The sequence below is a fragment of the Ruegeria sp. BG9 genome, from assembly GCF_056538305.1.
In genome coordinates this window covers 269319-285360 of sequence record NZ_JBQFSY010000006.1, presented here as the reverse complement: position 1 = coordinate 285360, position 16042 = coordinate 269319, and the positions used below count along the sequence as shown (strand labels likewise).

The window sequence follows — 16042 nt, the reverse complement described above, 5'->3', positions numbered from 1 at the left end:
CCGCAATTTTCGGCGGATTGGGGTGGGTCGTCCCACCCCGCACTCTCAGAGAGGAATGTTGTCGTGCTTTTTCCACGGGTTTTTCAACTGCTTGCCGCGCAAGCTGGCAAAAGCCCGTGATACACGACGGCGTGTTGATTGCGGCATGATCACCTCATCCACAAAGCCGCGTTCAGCCGCCACAAATGGGTTGGCGAAACGGTCTTCGTAGTCGGCAACATGCTGCGCCGTCTTCTCAGCGTCGCCGAGGTCAGCGCGGTGAATGATCTCGGTCGCGCCTTTCGCACCCATCACCGCGATCTCGGCCGTGGGCCACGCATAGTTGAAATCGCCACGCAGATGTTTCGAGGCCATCACAACATAAGCACCACCATAGGCCTTACGGGTAATCACGGTCACTTTCGGTACGGTCGCCTCACCGTACGCATAAAGCAGCTTGGCACCATGCTTGATCACGCCGCTATATTCTTGCTGCGTCCCAGGCAAGAAGCCGGGCACGTCCACCAGCGTCAGAATCGGGATCTCGAAACAGTCGCAGAAGCGCACGAAACGCGCCGCTTTGCGTGAGCTGTCGATATCCAGACACCCAGCCAGAACCATGGGCTGGTTGGCCACGACACCGACAGTCTGCCCTTCCAGACGGATGAAGCCAGTGACGATGTTCTTGGCGAAGTCTTCCTGAATCTCGTAAAAATCGCCTTCATCCGCGATCTTCGTGATCAGTTCCTTCATGTCATACGGTGTGTTCGGATTGTCCGGAACCAGAGTATCCAATGAGGTTTCGACACGGTTGGGATCGTCAAAGAAAGGCCGAACCGGAGGTTTTTCCTGGTTGTTGAGCGGCAGGAAGTCGACCAGCCGGCGCACCTCGGCCAAAGCTTCGACATCGTTTTCAAAAGCGCCATCCGCGACCGACGACTTTTTGGTATGCGTTGAAGCCCCACCCAGTTCCTCAGCTGTAACGACCTCATTCGTGACGGTCTTCACCACGTCTGGGCCGGTGACGAACATGTAGGACGAGTCCTTCACCATGAAGATAAAGTCCGTCATCGCCGGGCTGTATACCGCGCCACCCGCACAGGGGCCCATGATCACGCTGATCTGAGGTACCACGCCGGACGCGGTGATGTTGCGTTGGAACACTTCGGCATATCCGGCAAGCGAGGCAACGCCTTCCTGGATTCGCGCACCACCCGAGTCGTTGATCCCAATGATCGGCGCGCCGTTCTGAACGGCCATATCCATGATCTTGCAGATCTTCTGCGCATGGGTCTCGGACAGAGAGCCACCAAACACAGTGAAATCCTGGCTAAATACATAGACCATACGGCCATTGATCGTGCCCCAGCCGGTGACCACACCATCCCCGGCAGGCTTTTGTTTTTCCATCCCGAATTCGGTGCAACGATGGCTGACGAACATGTCGAATTCTTCAAAACTGCCTTCGTCCAGCAGCAGCTCGATTCGCTCGCGCGCGGTCAGCTTGCCCCGCCCATGCTGCGCGTCGATCCGTTTTTGCCCACCACCCAGACGGGCCGCGTTGCGGCGTTCTTCAAGCTCGGAAAGGATGTCTTTCATGGCGATAGTCCCCTGTGAAATCTGACCGGACCCTACAGTGAGCAACCCTTCAGCCAAAGATATTTTCGGCAAATTTGCAAAGTTTTGAAAATCTCGTTTGCTCAAACTGTAAATTTGCGAATTTTTACCAACAGCATCAAGCGTCTGGCCTTTGCCTACTCAACAGCTATACAAGCGAACCATGCAGTTCAGAACGTCGTCGGCTTATCGCACACCACCCACAATCGGCACTTTGGTTCTTCTCTCGGGACTATCGGCGCTGAGCATGAATCTATTCCTGCCAAGCCTGCCGAACATGGCCCTGCATTTCGACACGCATTACAAGGTCATGCAACTGTCGATCGCCCTTTACCTGCTGGTAAACGCGGTCCTGCAGATCATCATCGGACCAATTGCAGACAAGGCGGGACGACGCCCGGTTTTGCTTTGGGGACTCGCACTCTTTCTGCTGGCGACACTTGGCTGCATCTACGCACCGACGGCCGAGGTGTTCCTACTTTTTCGCATGTGTCAGGCGGTCGTTGTGGTCGGGATGGTGCTGAGCCGGGCCGCGGTTCGGGACATGTATGATCAGGATCAGGCGGCTTCAATGATCGGCTATGTCACCATGGGGATGGCCGTTGTACCAATGATCGGCCCAGCCATAGGCGGGTTGCTGGAAGAGAGCTTTGGCTGGAAAGCGAATTTCTGGCTGCCCTTCGCTTTGGGCGCCCTAACCCTTGCCCTGACCTATGTCGATTTCGGGGAAACTTCAGCCAAAAGCGGCAAAACCCTGCTACAGCAATTTCGGGAATACCCCGAGCTGCTGATGTCTCCTCGGTTCTGGGGCTATTCGCTGTCCTCGGCCTGCTCGTCGGGCGCGTTCTTTGCCTATCTGGGCGGAGCGCCCTTCATCGGAACCGAAGTCTTCGGGATGAGCGCCGCCGAAGTCGGGATTTATTTTGGCGCGCCTGCATTGGGCTATTTTCTGGGCAACTTCTTCAGCGGGCGGTATTCGGTAAGGTTCGGCATCAACCGCATGGTACTTTGGGGAACCTGGCTGAACGCCGCCGGCGTCGCCCTGTCTGCCGCTTTGTTCCTGACAGGCTTCGGAACAGCGCTCAGCTTTTTCGGCTTCATGACGTTCGTCGGATTGGGCAATGGGATGACGATCCCAAACGCAACATCCGGTGCCCTGTCTGTTCGACCACATCTGGCCGCCACCGCCTCGGGCCTCAGCGGCGCAATCATGCTGGGCGGAGGAGCAGGCCTGAGCGCACTGGCAGGGGCGCTACTGACCGTCGAAACAGGCGCAATGCCCCTGCTCTGGCTCATGCTGGTCACGGCGATCCTTGCCATCGCAGCGATCTGCTCGGTCATTTGGCGCGAACGGCAATTGGGCCTCTAAGACGCCTTGCCCAAGAGGATTTGCAAAGTTAACGTGCCGGAATAGAAAAGTTGCAAAGGCACGCCCATGGCCACCCAAAAACTCTATGCCGGCGCCAAACTGCGCGAAATGCGCACGCGCTTGACGCTGACCCAGAAGGAATTTGCCACAAAACTGGGTGTTTCCCTGCCCTACCTGAACCAGATGGAAAACAACAACCGGCCGATCTCGACCACCGTTGTTCTGGCGTTGGCGCAGGAGTTCGGCATGGACGTGACCGAGCTGAGCACGGGCGACAGTGAGCGACTGGTCTCAGATATGCGTGAGGCGCTGGCCGATCCGGTCTTTGCCGACGATATCCCCCCACTAGCTGATCTGCGCCTAACCGCCTCAAACGCCCCAGCTCTTGCCCGTGCCTTTATCGAGTTGCACCGAAGCTATCGCCAAACCCACGAACGCCTCGCCTCACTAGACGAAGCGCTAGGCCGCGAAGACTCCCGCACCCAAGCCAGCCCATGGGAGGAAGTTCGCGACTTCTTCCACTATTGCGACAACTACATCGACGCGGTTGACCGCGCCGCCGAACTGTTTGCCAAACGCGCCGACGGCCCGGGCGGCATCCGTCAGGCCGCGCTGCAAAGCCTGGAAGAACGCGGGATTCAAGTGATCTTCTCAGACATCAACCCGTTGCGTAGCTACGACAAAGAAAGCAGAACCCTGCGCCTGTCCTCACGCGCCGCGCCGCAAACGCAGGTCTTTCAGTTACTGCTTCAGGTTGCTCTGATAAGCCAGGACAAGCTGCTAGAGGCCACGCTCGATTTCGCCAAATTCCAGAGCGAAGAGGCCCGCGCAATCGCCAAAATCGGCCTTGCCAACTACTTCGCCGGCGCGTCCCTGATGCCCTACAGCGCGTTTCTGGCCGCCGCGCAAGAGGATCGTCATGATCTGGAGATGCTGAGCAACCGGTTTGGCGCTTCAATCGAGCAGGTCGCGCACCGCTTGTCCACGTTGCAGCGCCCAGGCGCAAAAGGCATTCCGTTCTTCTTCGTCCGCGTGGATCAGGCCGGAACGATTACCAAGCGCCACTCGGCCACTCGGCTGCAATTTGCTCGCTTTGGCGGCGCCTGCCCGTTGTGGAACGTCCACCGCGCCTTTGAAACACCGGGGCATTTCCTACGGCAACTGGCGGAAACACCCGATGGCGTCCGCTATATTTCGCTAGCAAGGGATGTTTCAAAGCCCGGCGGCTCATTCGGTGCGCCGGTGCGCCGCTATGCGATCGCATTGGGCTGCGAAACCCGCCATGCCGAAGCACTAGTTTACGCCGACAATCTGGATATCAACAACGCCAGCGCCTATGAACCGATCGGTATTTCCTGCCGCATCTGTGAGCGCGCAAATTGCCACCAACGCTCGGTTCCGCCACTGGAACGGCGCTTGGCCATCGACACTCATACCCGAGGCACACTGCCCTATGAGGTCACTTGATCTTCATCTGGCCAAAATATACCGGGGGTGCGGGGGCAGAGCCCCCGCTGTTGGCGTTAAGCCTTGGACACGATCGCCCAGATTTCATCTTTAAGCGCGGCGCGTTTCTTTCGCATCTCGCCCTCGGCCAGTTCTTCCACCGGCTCGATATTGGTTTCGGCGCGGTGAACGCGGCGGTTGATTTCGTGATACTCTTCAGCCAGCCGCGCAAAATGAGCGTCCGTCTGCTTGAGCTGGCTCATCACCTCAACTTTGTCCGGAAACTCTTCGGCCAGTTCATGCGGGGTGTGGGACATTCCTGTTCGCTCCTGAATAAATGTCGTTGCGATTCAGGTTTATCGGATGTCGCCCCACCCCACTTTGACGCGGATCAAATCAGCGCTGTGCGACCTCCCATTGCGGGTGAATCCACGGGCGGTCATTTGCTTTGGGCAGCGCATCCTTGCCCAGTATGTGATCTGACATCTTCTCACCCACCATGATCGACGGCGCGTTGAGGTTGCCATTGGTGATCTGCGGGAAGATTGAGCTGTCAGCCACGCGCAAACCATCTACGCCGATGACGCGACCTTCGGGGTCGACCACGGCGTTCTTGTCATCCGCGCGCCCCATCCGGCAGGTGCCACATGGGTGATAGGCGCTTTCGGCGTGCTCTGCGATGAAGGCATTCAGTTCCTCATCCGTCTGCACTGAGGCGCCAGGCTGAATCTCTTTGCCCGCATAGGGTTTGAAGGCGTCCTGACCAAAGATCTCACGGGTGAGGCGGATACACTTGCGGAAGTCTTGCCAGTCTTTTTCATGGCTCATGTAGTTGAACCGGATCACCGGCGCGTCTTCAGCCTTGTTCGACCGCAAAGTCACAGCCCCACGCGACGGAGACCGCATCGGCCCCACATGCGCCTGGAACCCATGCCCTTCTGCCGCGGCCTGACCGTCATAGCGCACTGCAATCGGCAGGAAGTGGTACTGGATGTCGGGGTATTCAACACCTGGGTTCGACCGGATGAAGGCTGCGCTCTCAAACTGGTTCGACGCTCCAAGACCAGTTTTGGTGAACAGCCACTGCGCACCAATCAGACCTTTGCTGAACAGGTTCCAGTGCTTATACAGCGTGATCGGCTGCAACGAGGCTTGCTGGATATACAACTCCAGATGGTCCTGCAAGTTCGCACCCACGCCAGGGCGGTCGGCGATCACGTCAATGCCGTGCTCTGCCAGATGCGACGCCGACCCGATACCCGAGAGCATCAGCAGTTTGGGCGAATTGATCGACGAGGCAGCCAGAATAACCTCACGCCGGGCACGAATGACCTCTTTCTTGCCGCCACGCACCAGTTCGACACCAACTGCGCGACCCTCTTCCATCACAACGCGCGATGCCAAACCCTTGACGAGGTCGCAGTTGGGACGTTTCAGAGCAGGTCGCAGATAAGCATTTGCAGCCGACCAGCGCCGTCCTTTCCAGACGGTCTGTTCCATCGGGCCGAAGCCTTCCTGCTTTTCGCCGTTATAGTCGCCCGTGACTTCATAGCCCGCTTGCTGACCAGCATCGACGAAGGCTTGGAACAACGGGTTTTTGCGCGGACCGCGTGACACATGCAGTGGACCATCCTTGCCCCGCCATTCCGGGTCACCGCCATGGCCGCCATCATGCCAGTTTTCCATGCGTTTGTAGTAAGGCAGCACATCCGCATAGGACCAGCCATCCGCCCCCATATCCGCCCAAGTGTCAAAATCCCGCGCGTGGCCGCGCACATAAACCATCCCATTGATCGAGGAAGACCCACCGATCACCTTGCCACGCGGACAGGCCATCCGGCGGTTGTTCATGTTGGGTTCGGGTTCCGAGCTGAATCCCCAGTCATAAAGCGACATGTTCATCGGGTAACTCAGCGCCGCGGGCATCTGAATAAATGGCCCGGCATCCGTGCCCCCATGTTCGATCACCAGAACCGAGGCCCCGGCCTCACTCAGGCGATAGGCCATCGCACAGCCGGCAGAGCCAGCACCCACAATGACAAAATCTGCTTCCATTTCACGTCTCCATAGATCCGCCGTGAGAGGTTTCGAAACCTGCTCTGCCTCCGGCGGGCGTATTTTCAAAAAGAAGAAGAGGTCACTCGCCGCGCGGGAACCGCTGGCTTTCCTCGACGATATTCAGGTCCATGTGGTTGCGCATGTAGCGCTCGGATGCCTTTTGCAGGGGCTGGTAGTCCCACGGGTAATACCCACCTTGCCGCAGCGCCTCGTAGACAACCCAGCGGCGCGCCTGGCTGGCGCGGACATCCGCATCAAACCGGTCCAGGTCCCAGCGCGCCTCGGACTTGGCGCCTAAGGTTTGCAGGGTTCCGGCATGCGCGGGGTCATCGGCGAGGTTGTTCTGTTCATGCGGGTCGACCTCAAGATCAAACAGCTGATCGGGGTCCAGCGCGCAACGATTGTATTTCCACTTGCCATAGCGCAACGAGACCAGCGGCGCATAGGAGGCCTCGGCCGCGTATTCCATCGCCACGGGGGCTGTCCGCTCCTGCCCTTTGGCCAGAGGCACGAGGTCCTCGCCATCCGTCCATGGGGCAATCTCGGCCATATCAACACCGGCCAAAGAGCCCAGAGTCGGGGTCACGTCGATGGTCGACACAGGTGTTTCGATCAGGCCCGCAGGTAAATCCGGGGCGGAGATCATCAGTGGCACGCGCGAGGAGCCCTCGAAGAACGTCATCTTGAACCACAACCCGCGTTCGCCCAGCATGTCGCCATGGTCCGAGACAAACATGATGATCGCCTCTTGGCGTGTCGTCTCCAGCACTTCGAGGATCTCGCCGATCTTGTCGTCCAGGTACGAGATATTGGCGAAATACGCGCGGCGGGACTTGCGGATATCTTCTTCTGTGATGTCGAAGCTGCGCCAGTCGTTGGCGTCGAAAATACGCTTGGAATGCGGGTCCTGATTGTCATAGCCAAGATCAGCGATCTCGGGCAGCAGATGTTCGCAATCCTCATAAAGATCCCAGTATTTGCGGCGCGCGACATAGGGGTCATGAGGATGCGTGAAGCTGACGGTCATAGCCCACGGACGGTCGTCCTTACCGCGCGCCAGATCATAGAGCTTGGCCTTGGCGTGGTAGGCAACCTCGTCGTCATATTCCATCTGGTTCGAGATTTCAGCAACACCCGCGCCGGTGACGGACCCCATGTTGTGATACCACCAGTCGATCCGCTCACCCGGTTTGCGGTAATCCGGAGTCCAGCCAAAGTCAGCGGGGTAGATATCGGTGGTCAGGCGGTCTTCGAACCCGTGCAACTGGTCGGGACCAACAAAATGCATCTTGCCCGACAGACAGGTGTAGTACCCCGCGCGGCGCAGATGGTGGGCATAGGTCGGGATGTCGCTGCGGAACTCGGCCGCGTTGTCGTAAACCCCCGTGCGTGAGGGCAACTGGCCCGACATGAAGCTCGCCCGTCCCGGTGCGCAAAGCGGCGAGGCCGTATAGGCATTGGCAAAACGGGTGGAGCGTTCGGCCAGTTTCTTCAGGTTCGGCGCATGCAACCAGTCGGCCGGACCGTCGGGAAACAAGGTGCCGTTCAGCTGATCCACCATCAGGATCAGAATGTTTGGTTTTGTCATTTTTCGCCCTCGAGCAGTGTATTCAGGACGCGCAAGGCGTGATTGGCAGCCAGCTGAGGTTCTTCCGGGGCGCTCAGCGCCGAGTGGATATACAGCCCGTCGATCAAGGCAATCATGGTCTCGGCCGCGTTGATCGGTTCGGCAATTTGGGGGCGCAGCGCATGGATCAGGTTCGAGCGGATGCGCGCCTGATAGACCTTCCACAGCCGCAGAGCATCATCGTTTGTCTGCGCGAGGACATAGAATGTCATCCACGCGGCAATCACGTCCGGGGTGAAGCATGAATGGGCGAAACAGGCGCGGATGATGGCTTGCGCCCGTTGGTCAGGGGCTGCGGCGGCCAGCTCGGTCCGGGCTTCCTTGCCGAAATCCGTCAGGATTTGCCGCATGGCGGCCAGAAAGATCTGATCCTTACCGCCAAAATAATGGTGCGCCAGCGCGCTGGACATGCCCGCGCGTTTGGCGATCTGGCTGACGGTCACATCCAGAGATTTCTGTACGCCCAATTCGGCAATCGTCGCACGAACGATCGCATCACGGCGTATAGGCTCCATTCCGACTTTTGGCATCGCGTCCCCCTGGGCAACAGGATTTCCCGACGACGCTAGGCGCTTTTTATTGACTCGTCAATCAATCTCGTTTTCGGACGCATGTTTTCATGCTTTGGGTGCAAAAGCCGATGGTGTCACATCGCGTTTGTTCAGCACCGCTTCGCGCCAGGAAATGAAGCTGACGGCGGTCAGGATCAGCGTACCGCCAGCCACGACCCAGATGTCAACGCTTTCGTGGAACACCAAGGCTCCGACAGTCGTCGCCCAGATAAGCTGCAGGAAGGTGACCGGCTGGGTCACCGCAACCGGCGCGGCCTGCAGCGCTAGCGTCATGAAATAGTGCCCTGCCGTTGCAAAGCTTGCGACCAGAAACAGTACCCCGATGTCCCGCAGAGTAGGCGGCGACCAGACTGCAATTGCAAAGGGGATCAAAGCCAGCGTCACCCAGATCGACAGATGGGCCACCACGACCGAGGGCGGGATATCCCGCACCAACAGTTTGGCGAGCAGGTAGGACCCACCTAGCGTTAGCGCCGTTCCCAGCATGGCGAGATGCCCACTGGACACCTCGCGAAATCCGGGGCGCAGAATGATCAGTACGCCGATTAGGGCGACCAGAATGGCGGCCAACCGGCGAAAGGCCAGCTTCTCACCCAGAAACAGGGCCGCGCCAAGTGTGACATAGACCGGGGTCATGTAGTTCATGGCCGTCACTTCGGCCAAAGGAATGCGAGTCATCGCGTAGAACCACAGCATGACCGCCACCCCGTGGATGACCCCTCTTAGCCCAAACAGAGAGAGATCGCGCTTGCTCAACCGTGTTGCCAGGATCGACCGCAAGGCAGGCAACAGAAACACCAACCCAAGAACGTAGCGCAAAAACGCGGCCTGAATCGGGTCCATGGTCGAGCCGAGTGATTTCACCAGCGCCGTCATCACCACAAAGGCCAGACCCGCAGCGAACATCCAGAACATTCCCACTACGGGGCGCGAAGGGGCGGAAGCTGTTGTCATGGTCCCGGTTGAACACCGAATTCACCCGCAGAACAACCCTTCACATGACAAGTAACTTCCACGCAATTCCCAGCATTACAATCCCGATCAAAGCGTCCAGCACCTGCCATGCGCGTGGGCGTGCGAAAAACGGCGATAGTATCCTGGCCCCGTAGCCCAGCGCGAAGAAGAAAACAAAGCTTGAGGTCACAGCCCCGATGGCAAAGCTGAACCGGTCCTCATACTGGGCCGAGATCGAGCCGATCAGCACCACAGTATCCAGATAAACGTGCGGATTCAGCCAGGTGAAGGCCAGCACAGTCAGCATCGCCGATCTCAGACTTGTGCGTTGGCTCTCCCCCAGTTCCATCGCCGCGCCACCCTGCCAGGCCGACCACAGGCTGCGCAGCCCGTACCATGTCAGAAACGCGGCGCCGCCATAGCGCATCGCCGTCTCAAACCAAGGCGCGGCCTGTGCCAACGTGCCAAACCCGGCGATCCCGGCGGCAATCAGGATCGCGTCCGAAACAGCGCAGGTAAGGCACAAGACAAACACGTGCTCGCGCCGCAGACCCTGCCGTAGGATGAACGCATTCTGCGCACCAATGGCCAGAATCAGACTGAAGCTAAGGACAAAGCCAGCGATGAGGGGAGCGGACATGAAACCTCCTGTCGTTTGAAGGTTTGACTAGCGGCTTCGCCTCGGCCTATCAAATTAAAGATACTGAACAAGATTAAGTCTGATTAATGCTGATCGATCCACATCACCTGAACGCGCTGGCCGCGATTCTGCGGCACGGGAGCTTTGACGCGGCGGCCTCTGAGCTGTCCGTCACGCCCTCGGCGATATCCCAGCGGATCAAAGCGTTGGAGGATCGCATCGGCACCAGCCTGATCAATCGCGGCTCCCCCTGCACCGCCACGCCTGCCGGGCTGCGGATTGCCAAACATGCCGAGGATATCGGACTGCTGGAGTCCCAACTTGCACGCGAATTGACCTTGGGGAGCGGCCCCGGTCCGGCACGGGTGCGCATCGCCCTTCCGGCAGATGTTCTTGCTGCGTGGTTCATCGATGTGATGACGCAGGTGCCGGACCTGTTGTTCGATCTGGTGATCGACGATCAGGAGCATTCGGCAGACTGGCTGCGCCGGGGCGAGGTTAGCGCCGCAATCACCGTGGGAGGGCAACCGGTCACCGGATGTGATACCCATGCCCTTGGCGCGATGCGGTATCTCGCGACGGCAAGCCCGGAGTTCACCACGCACTGGTTCAGTGAGGGATTGACAGCGCGGTCGCTGGCACAAGCGCCCTGCCTTGTATTCAATCGCAAGGACAGCCTTCAGCGGGTCTGGATGTCGGCCCAAACCGGGCAGCGACTGTCGCCGCCTTCGCATTTCGTCCCCTCATCCCATGGGTTTGTCGATGCCGCTATTGCTGGATTGGGTTGGGGCATGAACCCCGAACCCTTGGTGCGCGACGCTTTGCAGGACGGCAGGCTTTGCGAAGTCGCGCCCGATGCGCCTTTGGACGTGCCCCTCAATTGGCAGGTTGGTCGCGTGTTGGCCTCGGCCCTGACCCCCTTGACCAAAGCCGTAAAGCAGGCCGCTGCAAAGGCCTTGATCCCGGATGCCGACCACCAGATAAAGGGCAAAAATCCGGAGTAAGACGATGTTCTCACGCGATGCGCTCAGCTATGATCCGATCCCTTTGCCCGACCGAAGCGAGATGAACGATGCCGAGATGCAGCAGGCCGCTCAGGCATTCTACGACAAGATGCGACAGCGCCATACCGTTCGAGATTTCATCGACCGCCCCGTTGATCGCGAAGTAATTGAGACCTGCTTGCGGACCGCAGGCACCGCGCCATCCGGGGCCAACCACCAGCCATGGCATTTTGCCGCCATCGCTGAACCGGCTTTGAAACAGCGCATCCGTGAAGAAGCCGAAGAAGAAGAACGTCGTTTCTATGCTGGCGGCGCAGGGGATGAATGGATCAAAGCGTTAGAGCCCATCGGGACCAACGCGGTCAAAGAACACCTGACCATTGCCCCCTGGCTGATCGTGGTATTCGCCCAGCGCTGGGGTGAGTTCGAGGATGGCACGCGGTACAAAAACTACTACGTCCCGGAAAGCGTCAATATCGCAACGGGCTTTCTGTTGGCTGCCCTGCATCACGCCGGGCTTTCTACACTAACGCACACGCCGAACCCGATGAAATTCCTGAATGACGCGCTGGGGCGCCCCGCATCGGAAAAGCCGACGATGATCATCGCTGTTGGCCACCCATCAGAGGCCGCGACTGTCCCCTCCGTTGCCAAGATGAAGAAACCTCTGGACGAGATTTCGTCGTTCTTCTGATTGGAACTCTAACGACGTTAGCCGCCCTGCAGATCAGGTGTCGCAGGCTTGGGTAAGACGACCAGATAACAGGCGGCGGCTGCGACCAGACTGCACAGGACGATAAACGCAACCGCCAGCGAAACCTCATGCATATGCGCGACCGCTGCCAAAGCGGCTGACATGGCAACGGCGGTCAGGCGTGCGATGCTTTTGATCGCGGCAGAGGCCTGAACCCGCTGCTCTTTCGGGGCGACGTCCAAAAAGTAGAGCTTGCGCGCGCTGCTGATCCCCGTGACGGCAACCGTTGCGATGAACAGGGCAATCGCATGCAGGTGCACTTCGTGGTCGATACCCAGATAGTGAAACGCCAAAAGGACGATCCCAGTGATCGCCACCATCAAAGTCCCTGCGACCATGACGGTACGATGGGATTTCATGTTCAACAGCTGCCAAAGCGGGGCCGAGACAAGATAGCCAGACGCCGAAGACACAATCATCGCGGTCAGTCCCTTGGCCGAGCTATGATGCGCCTCGGCCGCAATCAGAGCGAAAAACGGCACGGACAAGGACACCACGACAAGCGGCATGCGCATGACCAGGTAGCGGCGAAACCAAGCATGTTCGAACATGCTGAAGATGGACTTGATATTGGCTTTCAAAGACAGGCCCAAGTGTTTGGCTTCATTGGATTCTGAACTGTTGGTCTTGCGGATCTCAAACATCGCAAGGATCGACAGGGCAGATAGTAGAAAGAACGTGGCGGACACCGCGATGACGACCGAGTGGCGCGAAAATGGCGGATTGTCCTTGGTCAACTCATGCAACAAAAGCGCCAACCCTATGGCACCCAGCCCTCCGGCCCCCAGTTGCAAATATTGCATCATCATTCGGGATTTCGAATGCACATGATCGCCCAGTAGATCGGTTAACATGAGGTTCTGCACCTCATCGATAAGCCCGATCAGGAAAAAGACTGCGATGAAGGCAATGGCGATCAGCGGCACGATGCCTGTGGCGGCTACCCCCATGGCGACCAAAAGGCAGGTTCCAATTGCGATTTCGGTCATCGCAATCCCGCGTTTCTTCTCGGGCCGCGCGGCAATCGAACGGGCCAGAAAGAAATCCGCGATCATGCTGCCGACCATGCGAACCGAGACCAACGCCCCGGCGATGAACATCGGCAACTCGAACGAGACCGCCAGAAACGGCAAAACCACCGACGGGCTGCCTAAGGTCCACGCGACCTGAGACAGAATGCTCTGCCCGGCCAGGACCGGGACATTGCGTTTTGCCAGATCTGACGGGTCACGCGCCATATATCACTCTGGCGTCAAAGCCAGCCTTTTTGTTTTCTCGCCCACATTTCAAAGAGTAATCGCTTGAGCCTGATCAGCCAAGCAACACTTCCGACGCAAAAAAGCCCGACCAAACCGGCCGGGCTTTCAGGTGCCAGTTGTCGAGTGCGATCAGAGCTGCGCCATAACCTCATCGGTCGCTTCGAAATTGGTTGTCACGCGCTGAACGTCGTCGTCATCTTCCAGCGCATCGACCAGCTTCATCAGCTTCTGCATGTCTTCCAGACCCAGCTCAGTGGTCGTGGTGGGTTTCCAGACCAGCTTGGTGGATTCGGACTCGCCCAACGCCTCTTCCAGCGCATTCGATACATCGTTCAGATCGGTATCGGCGCACCAGATGATATGACCATCTTCCGAGCTTTCGACATCCTCGGCACCCGCCTCGATCGCGGCTTCAAAGATGGTATCCGCATCACCTGCATCCGCCTGATAGACCACTTCACCCTTGCGGTCGAACATGAACCCGACCGAGCCGGTTTCGCCCAGGTTTCCACCGTTCTTGGAAAAGGTCGAGCGCACGGTCGAGGCCGTCCGGTTGCGGTTATCCGTCATGGTCTCGACGATCACGGCCACACCGTTGGGGCCGTAACCCTCGTACCGGATTTCTTCGTACTCGTCGCCTTCTCCTGCAACCGATTTCTTGATCGCGCGGTCGATCACGTCCTTCGGGACCGAGTTTGACTTGGCCTCTTTCACCGCCAGACGCAGGCGCGGGTTCTTGTCGGGATCGGGGTCGCCCATCTTGGCGGCCACGGTGATCTCTTTCGACAGTTTGGAAAACAGTTTGGACCGCGCGGCGTCCTGACGTCCCTTGCGGTGCTGGATATTGGCCCATTTGGAGTGGCCTGCCATGGTGCGTCCTCGTCATCATGTTAGCGTATTCGGCGCTCATATAGACGTTTGCGGGGCAAAGGATCAAGAGAGCGGCTTGCGAGACGCCCATCTGAGGGTAAGGTGGCCGCATGACGACCGATCAAATCATTCTGTTTGCGCTTTTCATTACAGTCTTTGGAATGCTCCTTTGGGGCCGTTTCCGGTATGACCTTGTGGCCTTCAACGCCCTGATGATCGGGGTCACGCTGGGTGTTGTGCCAGTCGACAACGCCTTTGCCGGGTTCGGGCATCCTGCAACAATCATCGTTGCCTTGGTGCTGGTAGTTTCGGCTGGGCTGGTCCGATCCGGGGCTGTATTCCTGATCACGCGCACTCTTGTGGATGCCTCGCGTGGACTTGGCGCCCATATCGCACTGATGGGCGGAATCGGCGCGGTTCTGTCGGCGTTTATGAACAACGTCGCTGCACTAGCCCTCCTGATGCCGGTCGACATACAGACCGCGCGCAAAGCGGGGCGCGCGGTGGGGCTGACGCTCATGCCGCTCAGCTTTGCGACGATCCTGGGTGGCATGGCGACCCTGATCGGGACACCGCCAAACATCATCATCGCCTCGATCCGGGCCGAGACCTTGGGCGAGCCGTTCAAGATGTTCGACTTTGCCCCCGTCGGAGGGATCGCGGCCATCGCCGGCTTGGCGTTCGTGTCGCTGATTGGCTGGCGGCTGATCCCAAACCGAGGCGCGCAGGAAGAAGCCTCCGAGGCACTGGCCGAATACATCGCCGAACTCACCCTGCCCTCCGAGTCGCCCCATATCGGCAAGCGTGTCAGCGAGCTGTACGAAGATGCCGAGAAATCCGACGTGGCAATCATTGGCCTGATCCGCGACGGCAAACGGCGCTATGGCCGATCTGCCCACGCCACTCTGAAAGAGGGCGACGCGCTGGTACTGGAAGCGCGGCCCGAAGCGCTGGATGAATTCCGCGCAGCGCTAAAGCTGGATTTCTCGGACACTCGCCGGCAAGAGATGCTGACTGCAGAAGGCGACGGGCTTGAGGTGATCGAAGTGGTTGCCACGGAAAGCGCGCGTATCACCGGCCGTACCGCACAGGGACTGGGTCTGGCTTGGCGGCAAAGCACGGTTCTTATGGGCATCTCGCGCCAGGGTCGCCGCATCACCGAACAAGTCCGTAAGACCGAGGTCGAGGCCGGCGATATCCTGCTTCTGCTCTGCCCCCGCGACCGGGGTGCCGACGTGACGGAATGGCTGGGTTGTCTGCCACTGGCGCAGCGGGGCCTGAACGTGACGGCCAACGAAAAAGCCTGGCTCGCCATCGGCCTGTTCGCCACTGCGGTTTTGGCGGCCAGCATAGGGTTGATCTACCTGCCCATCGCGCTGGGTTTTGTTGTCGTGGCCTACGTTCTGACCAAAATCATGCCGATCAGTGACATCTATAATCACATCGAATGGCCTGTTGTGGTGCTGCTCGGCTCGATGATCCCTTTGGGCAGCGCGCTGGAGACCTCAGGCGGCACCGAATTGATCGCCAATGCCCTGATCCAGCTGACAAATGGCCTGCCCGCCTGGGCCATCCTCACCGTTCTGATGGTTGTGACGATGACGCTGTCGGACGTACTGAACAACACGGCCACGGCCATTGTCGCCGCCCCCGTGGGCATCCAGATGGCCCGCACGCTCGAGGTCTCTCCCGATCCGTTCCTGATGACAGTGGCCGTTGCCGCCTCGGCCGCGTTCCTCACGCCGATCGGGCACAAGAACAACACGCTGGTTCTGGGGCCCGGAGGCTATCGGTTCGGTGACTATTGGCGCATGGGTCTGCCGCTTGAAATCCTGATCATCGCGGTCTCAATCCCCGCGATCCTTGTCTTCTGGCCGCTTTGACAGGTAAAGC

14 protein-coding genes are annotated in these 16042 nt (G+C 58.9%); 5 read left to right on the top strand and 9 right to left on the bottom strand.

Going from position 1 to position 16042, the window contains the following annotated elements:
• Nucleotides 1–45: 45 nt before the first annotated feature.
• Nucleotides 46–1578 (bottom strand): acyl-CoA carboxylase subunit beta, encoded by a 1533-nt coding sequence (locus ACR0I8_RS12640; RefSeq protein ID WP_170665572.1) that lies wholly within the window; start codon nucleotides 1576–1578, stop codon nucleotides 46–48.
• Between the two features lie 181 nt (nucleotides 1579–1759).
• On the opposite strand from ACR0I8_RS12640, the gene ACR0I8_RS12635 reads away from it, so the two are divergent.
• Both ACR0I8_RS12635 and ACR0I8_RS12630 read left to right on the top strand, forming a co-directional pair.
• Nucleotides 1760–2965: a multidrug effflux MFS transporter gene (locus ACR0I8_RS12635; protein WP_170677198.1), complete on the top strand. Its 1206-nt coding sequence runs from the start codon at nucleotides 1760–1762 to the stop codon at nucleotides 2963–2965.
• Between the two features lie 66 nt (nucleotides 2966–3031).
• A complete protein-coding gene (locus ACR0I8_RS12630; protein ID WP_170378023.1) occupies nucleotides 3032–4432 on the top strand; it encodes a helix-turn-helix domain-containing protein in 1401 nt (466 codons plus the stop codon).
• 56 nt (nucleotides 4433–4488) lie between these two features.
• On the opposite strand, the gene ACR0I8_RS12625 is transcribed toward ACR0I8_RS12630, so the two are convergent.
• From ACR0I8_RS12625 to ACR0I8_RS12600, 6 genes are all read right to left on the bottom strand, one after another.
• Entirely contained in the window at nucleotides 4489–4728 is a 240-nt protein-coding gene (locus tag ACR0I8_RS12625) for an HP1242/YdcH family protein (RefSeq protein WP_170471799.1), read from the bottom strand.
• A gap of 79 nt (nucleotides 4729–4807) precedes the next feature.
• Nucleotides 4808–6466 (bottom strand): choline dehydrogenase, encoded by a 1659-nt coding sequence (betA, locus tag ACR0I8_RS12620; RefSeq protein WP_170691257.1) that lies wholly within the window; start codon nucleotides 6464–6466, stop codon nucleotides 4808–4810.
• Nucleotides 6467–6548: 82 nt separating this feature from the next.
• Nucleotides 6549–8057 (bottom strand): choline-sulfatase, encoded by a 1509-nt coding sequence (gene betC / locus ACR0I8_RS12615; protein WP_170691255.1) that lies wholly within the window; start codon nucleotides 8055–8057, stop codon nucleotides 6549–6551.
• Nucleotides 8054–8626 carry a choline-binding transcriptional repressor BetI gene (gene betI, locus ACR0I8_RS12610; RefSeq protein ID WP_170378015.1) on the bottom strand — a complete coding sequence of 191 codons (573 nt, stop codon included), beginning with the start codon at nucleotides 8624–8626 and terminating at the stop codon, nucleotides 8054–8056. Before betI ends, betC begins: the two co-directional genes overlap by 4 nt.
• A gap of 87 nt (nucleotides 8627–8713) precedes the next feature.
• On the bottom strand, nucleotides 8714–9622 hold the full coding sequence (locus tag ACR0I8_RS12605) for a DMT family transporter (RefSeq protein ID WP_170691254.1): 909 nt from the start codon (nucleotides 9620–9622) through the stop codon (nucleotides 8714–8716).
• A 40-nt stretch (nucleotides 9623–9662) separates the two neighbouring features.
• The gene (locus ACR0I8_RS12600; RefSeq protein WP_170691252.1) at nucleotides 9663–10262 is read right to left on the bottom strand and encodes a LysE/ArgO family amino acid transporter; all 600 of its coding nucleotides are present in this window, start codon (nucleotides 10260–10262) and stop codon (nucleotides 9663–9665) included.
• A gap of 86 nt (nucleotides 10263–10348) precedes the next feature.
• Here ACR0I8_RS12600 and ACR0I8_RS12595 point away from each other — a divergent pair, with 86 nt between their 5' ends.
• On the top strand, nucleotides 10349–11266 hold the full coding sequence (locus ACR0I8_RS12595) for a LysR family transcriptional regulator ArgP (RefSeq protein ID WP_170660028.1): 918 nt from the start codon (nucleotides 10349–10351) through the stop codon (nucleotides 11264–11266).
• A gap of 4 nt (nucleotides 11267–11270) precedes the next feature.
• Nucleotides 11271–11960: a nitroreductase family protein gene (locus ACR0I8_RS12590; RefSeq protein WP_170660027.1), complete on the top strand. Its 690-nt coding sequence runs from the start codon at nucleotides 11271–11273 to the stop codon at nucleotides 11958–11960.
• A gap of 17 nt (nucleotides 11961–11977) precedes the next feature.
• Here the strand turns inward: ACR0I8_RS12590 and ACR0I8_RS12585 are convergent, their stop codons facing one another.
• Nucleotides 11978–13258 carry an MFS transporter gene (locus ACR0I8_RS12585; protein WP_170691250.1) on the bottom strand — a complete coding sequence of 427 codons (1281 nt, stop codon included), beginning with the start codon at nucleotides 13256–13258 and terminating at the stop codon, nucleotides 11978–11980.
• Nucleotides 13259–13408: 150 nt separating this feature from the next.
• Nucleotides 13409–14149, bottom strand: coding sequence for a YebC/PmpR family DNA-binding transcriptional regulator (locus ACR0I8_RS12580; RefSeq protein WP_170352472.1), 741 nt, complete (start codon nucleotides 14147–14149; stop codon nucleotides 13409–13411).
• Nucleotides 14150–14259: 110 nt separating this feature from the next.
• On the opposite strand from ACR0I8_RS12580, the gene ACR0I8_RS12575 reads away from it, so the two are divergent.
• The gene (locus ACR0I8_RS12575) at nucleotides 14260–16032 is read left to right on the top strand and encodes an SLC13 family permease (protein WP_170691249.1); all 1773 of its coding nucleotides are present in this window, start codon (nucleotides 14260–14262) and stop codon (nucleotides 16030–16032) included.
• Nucleotides 16033–16042: the final 10 nt, after the last annotated feature.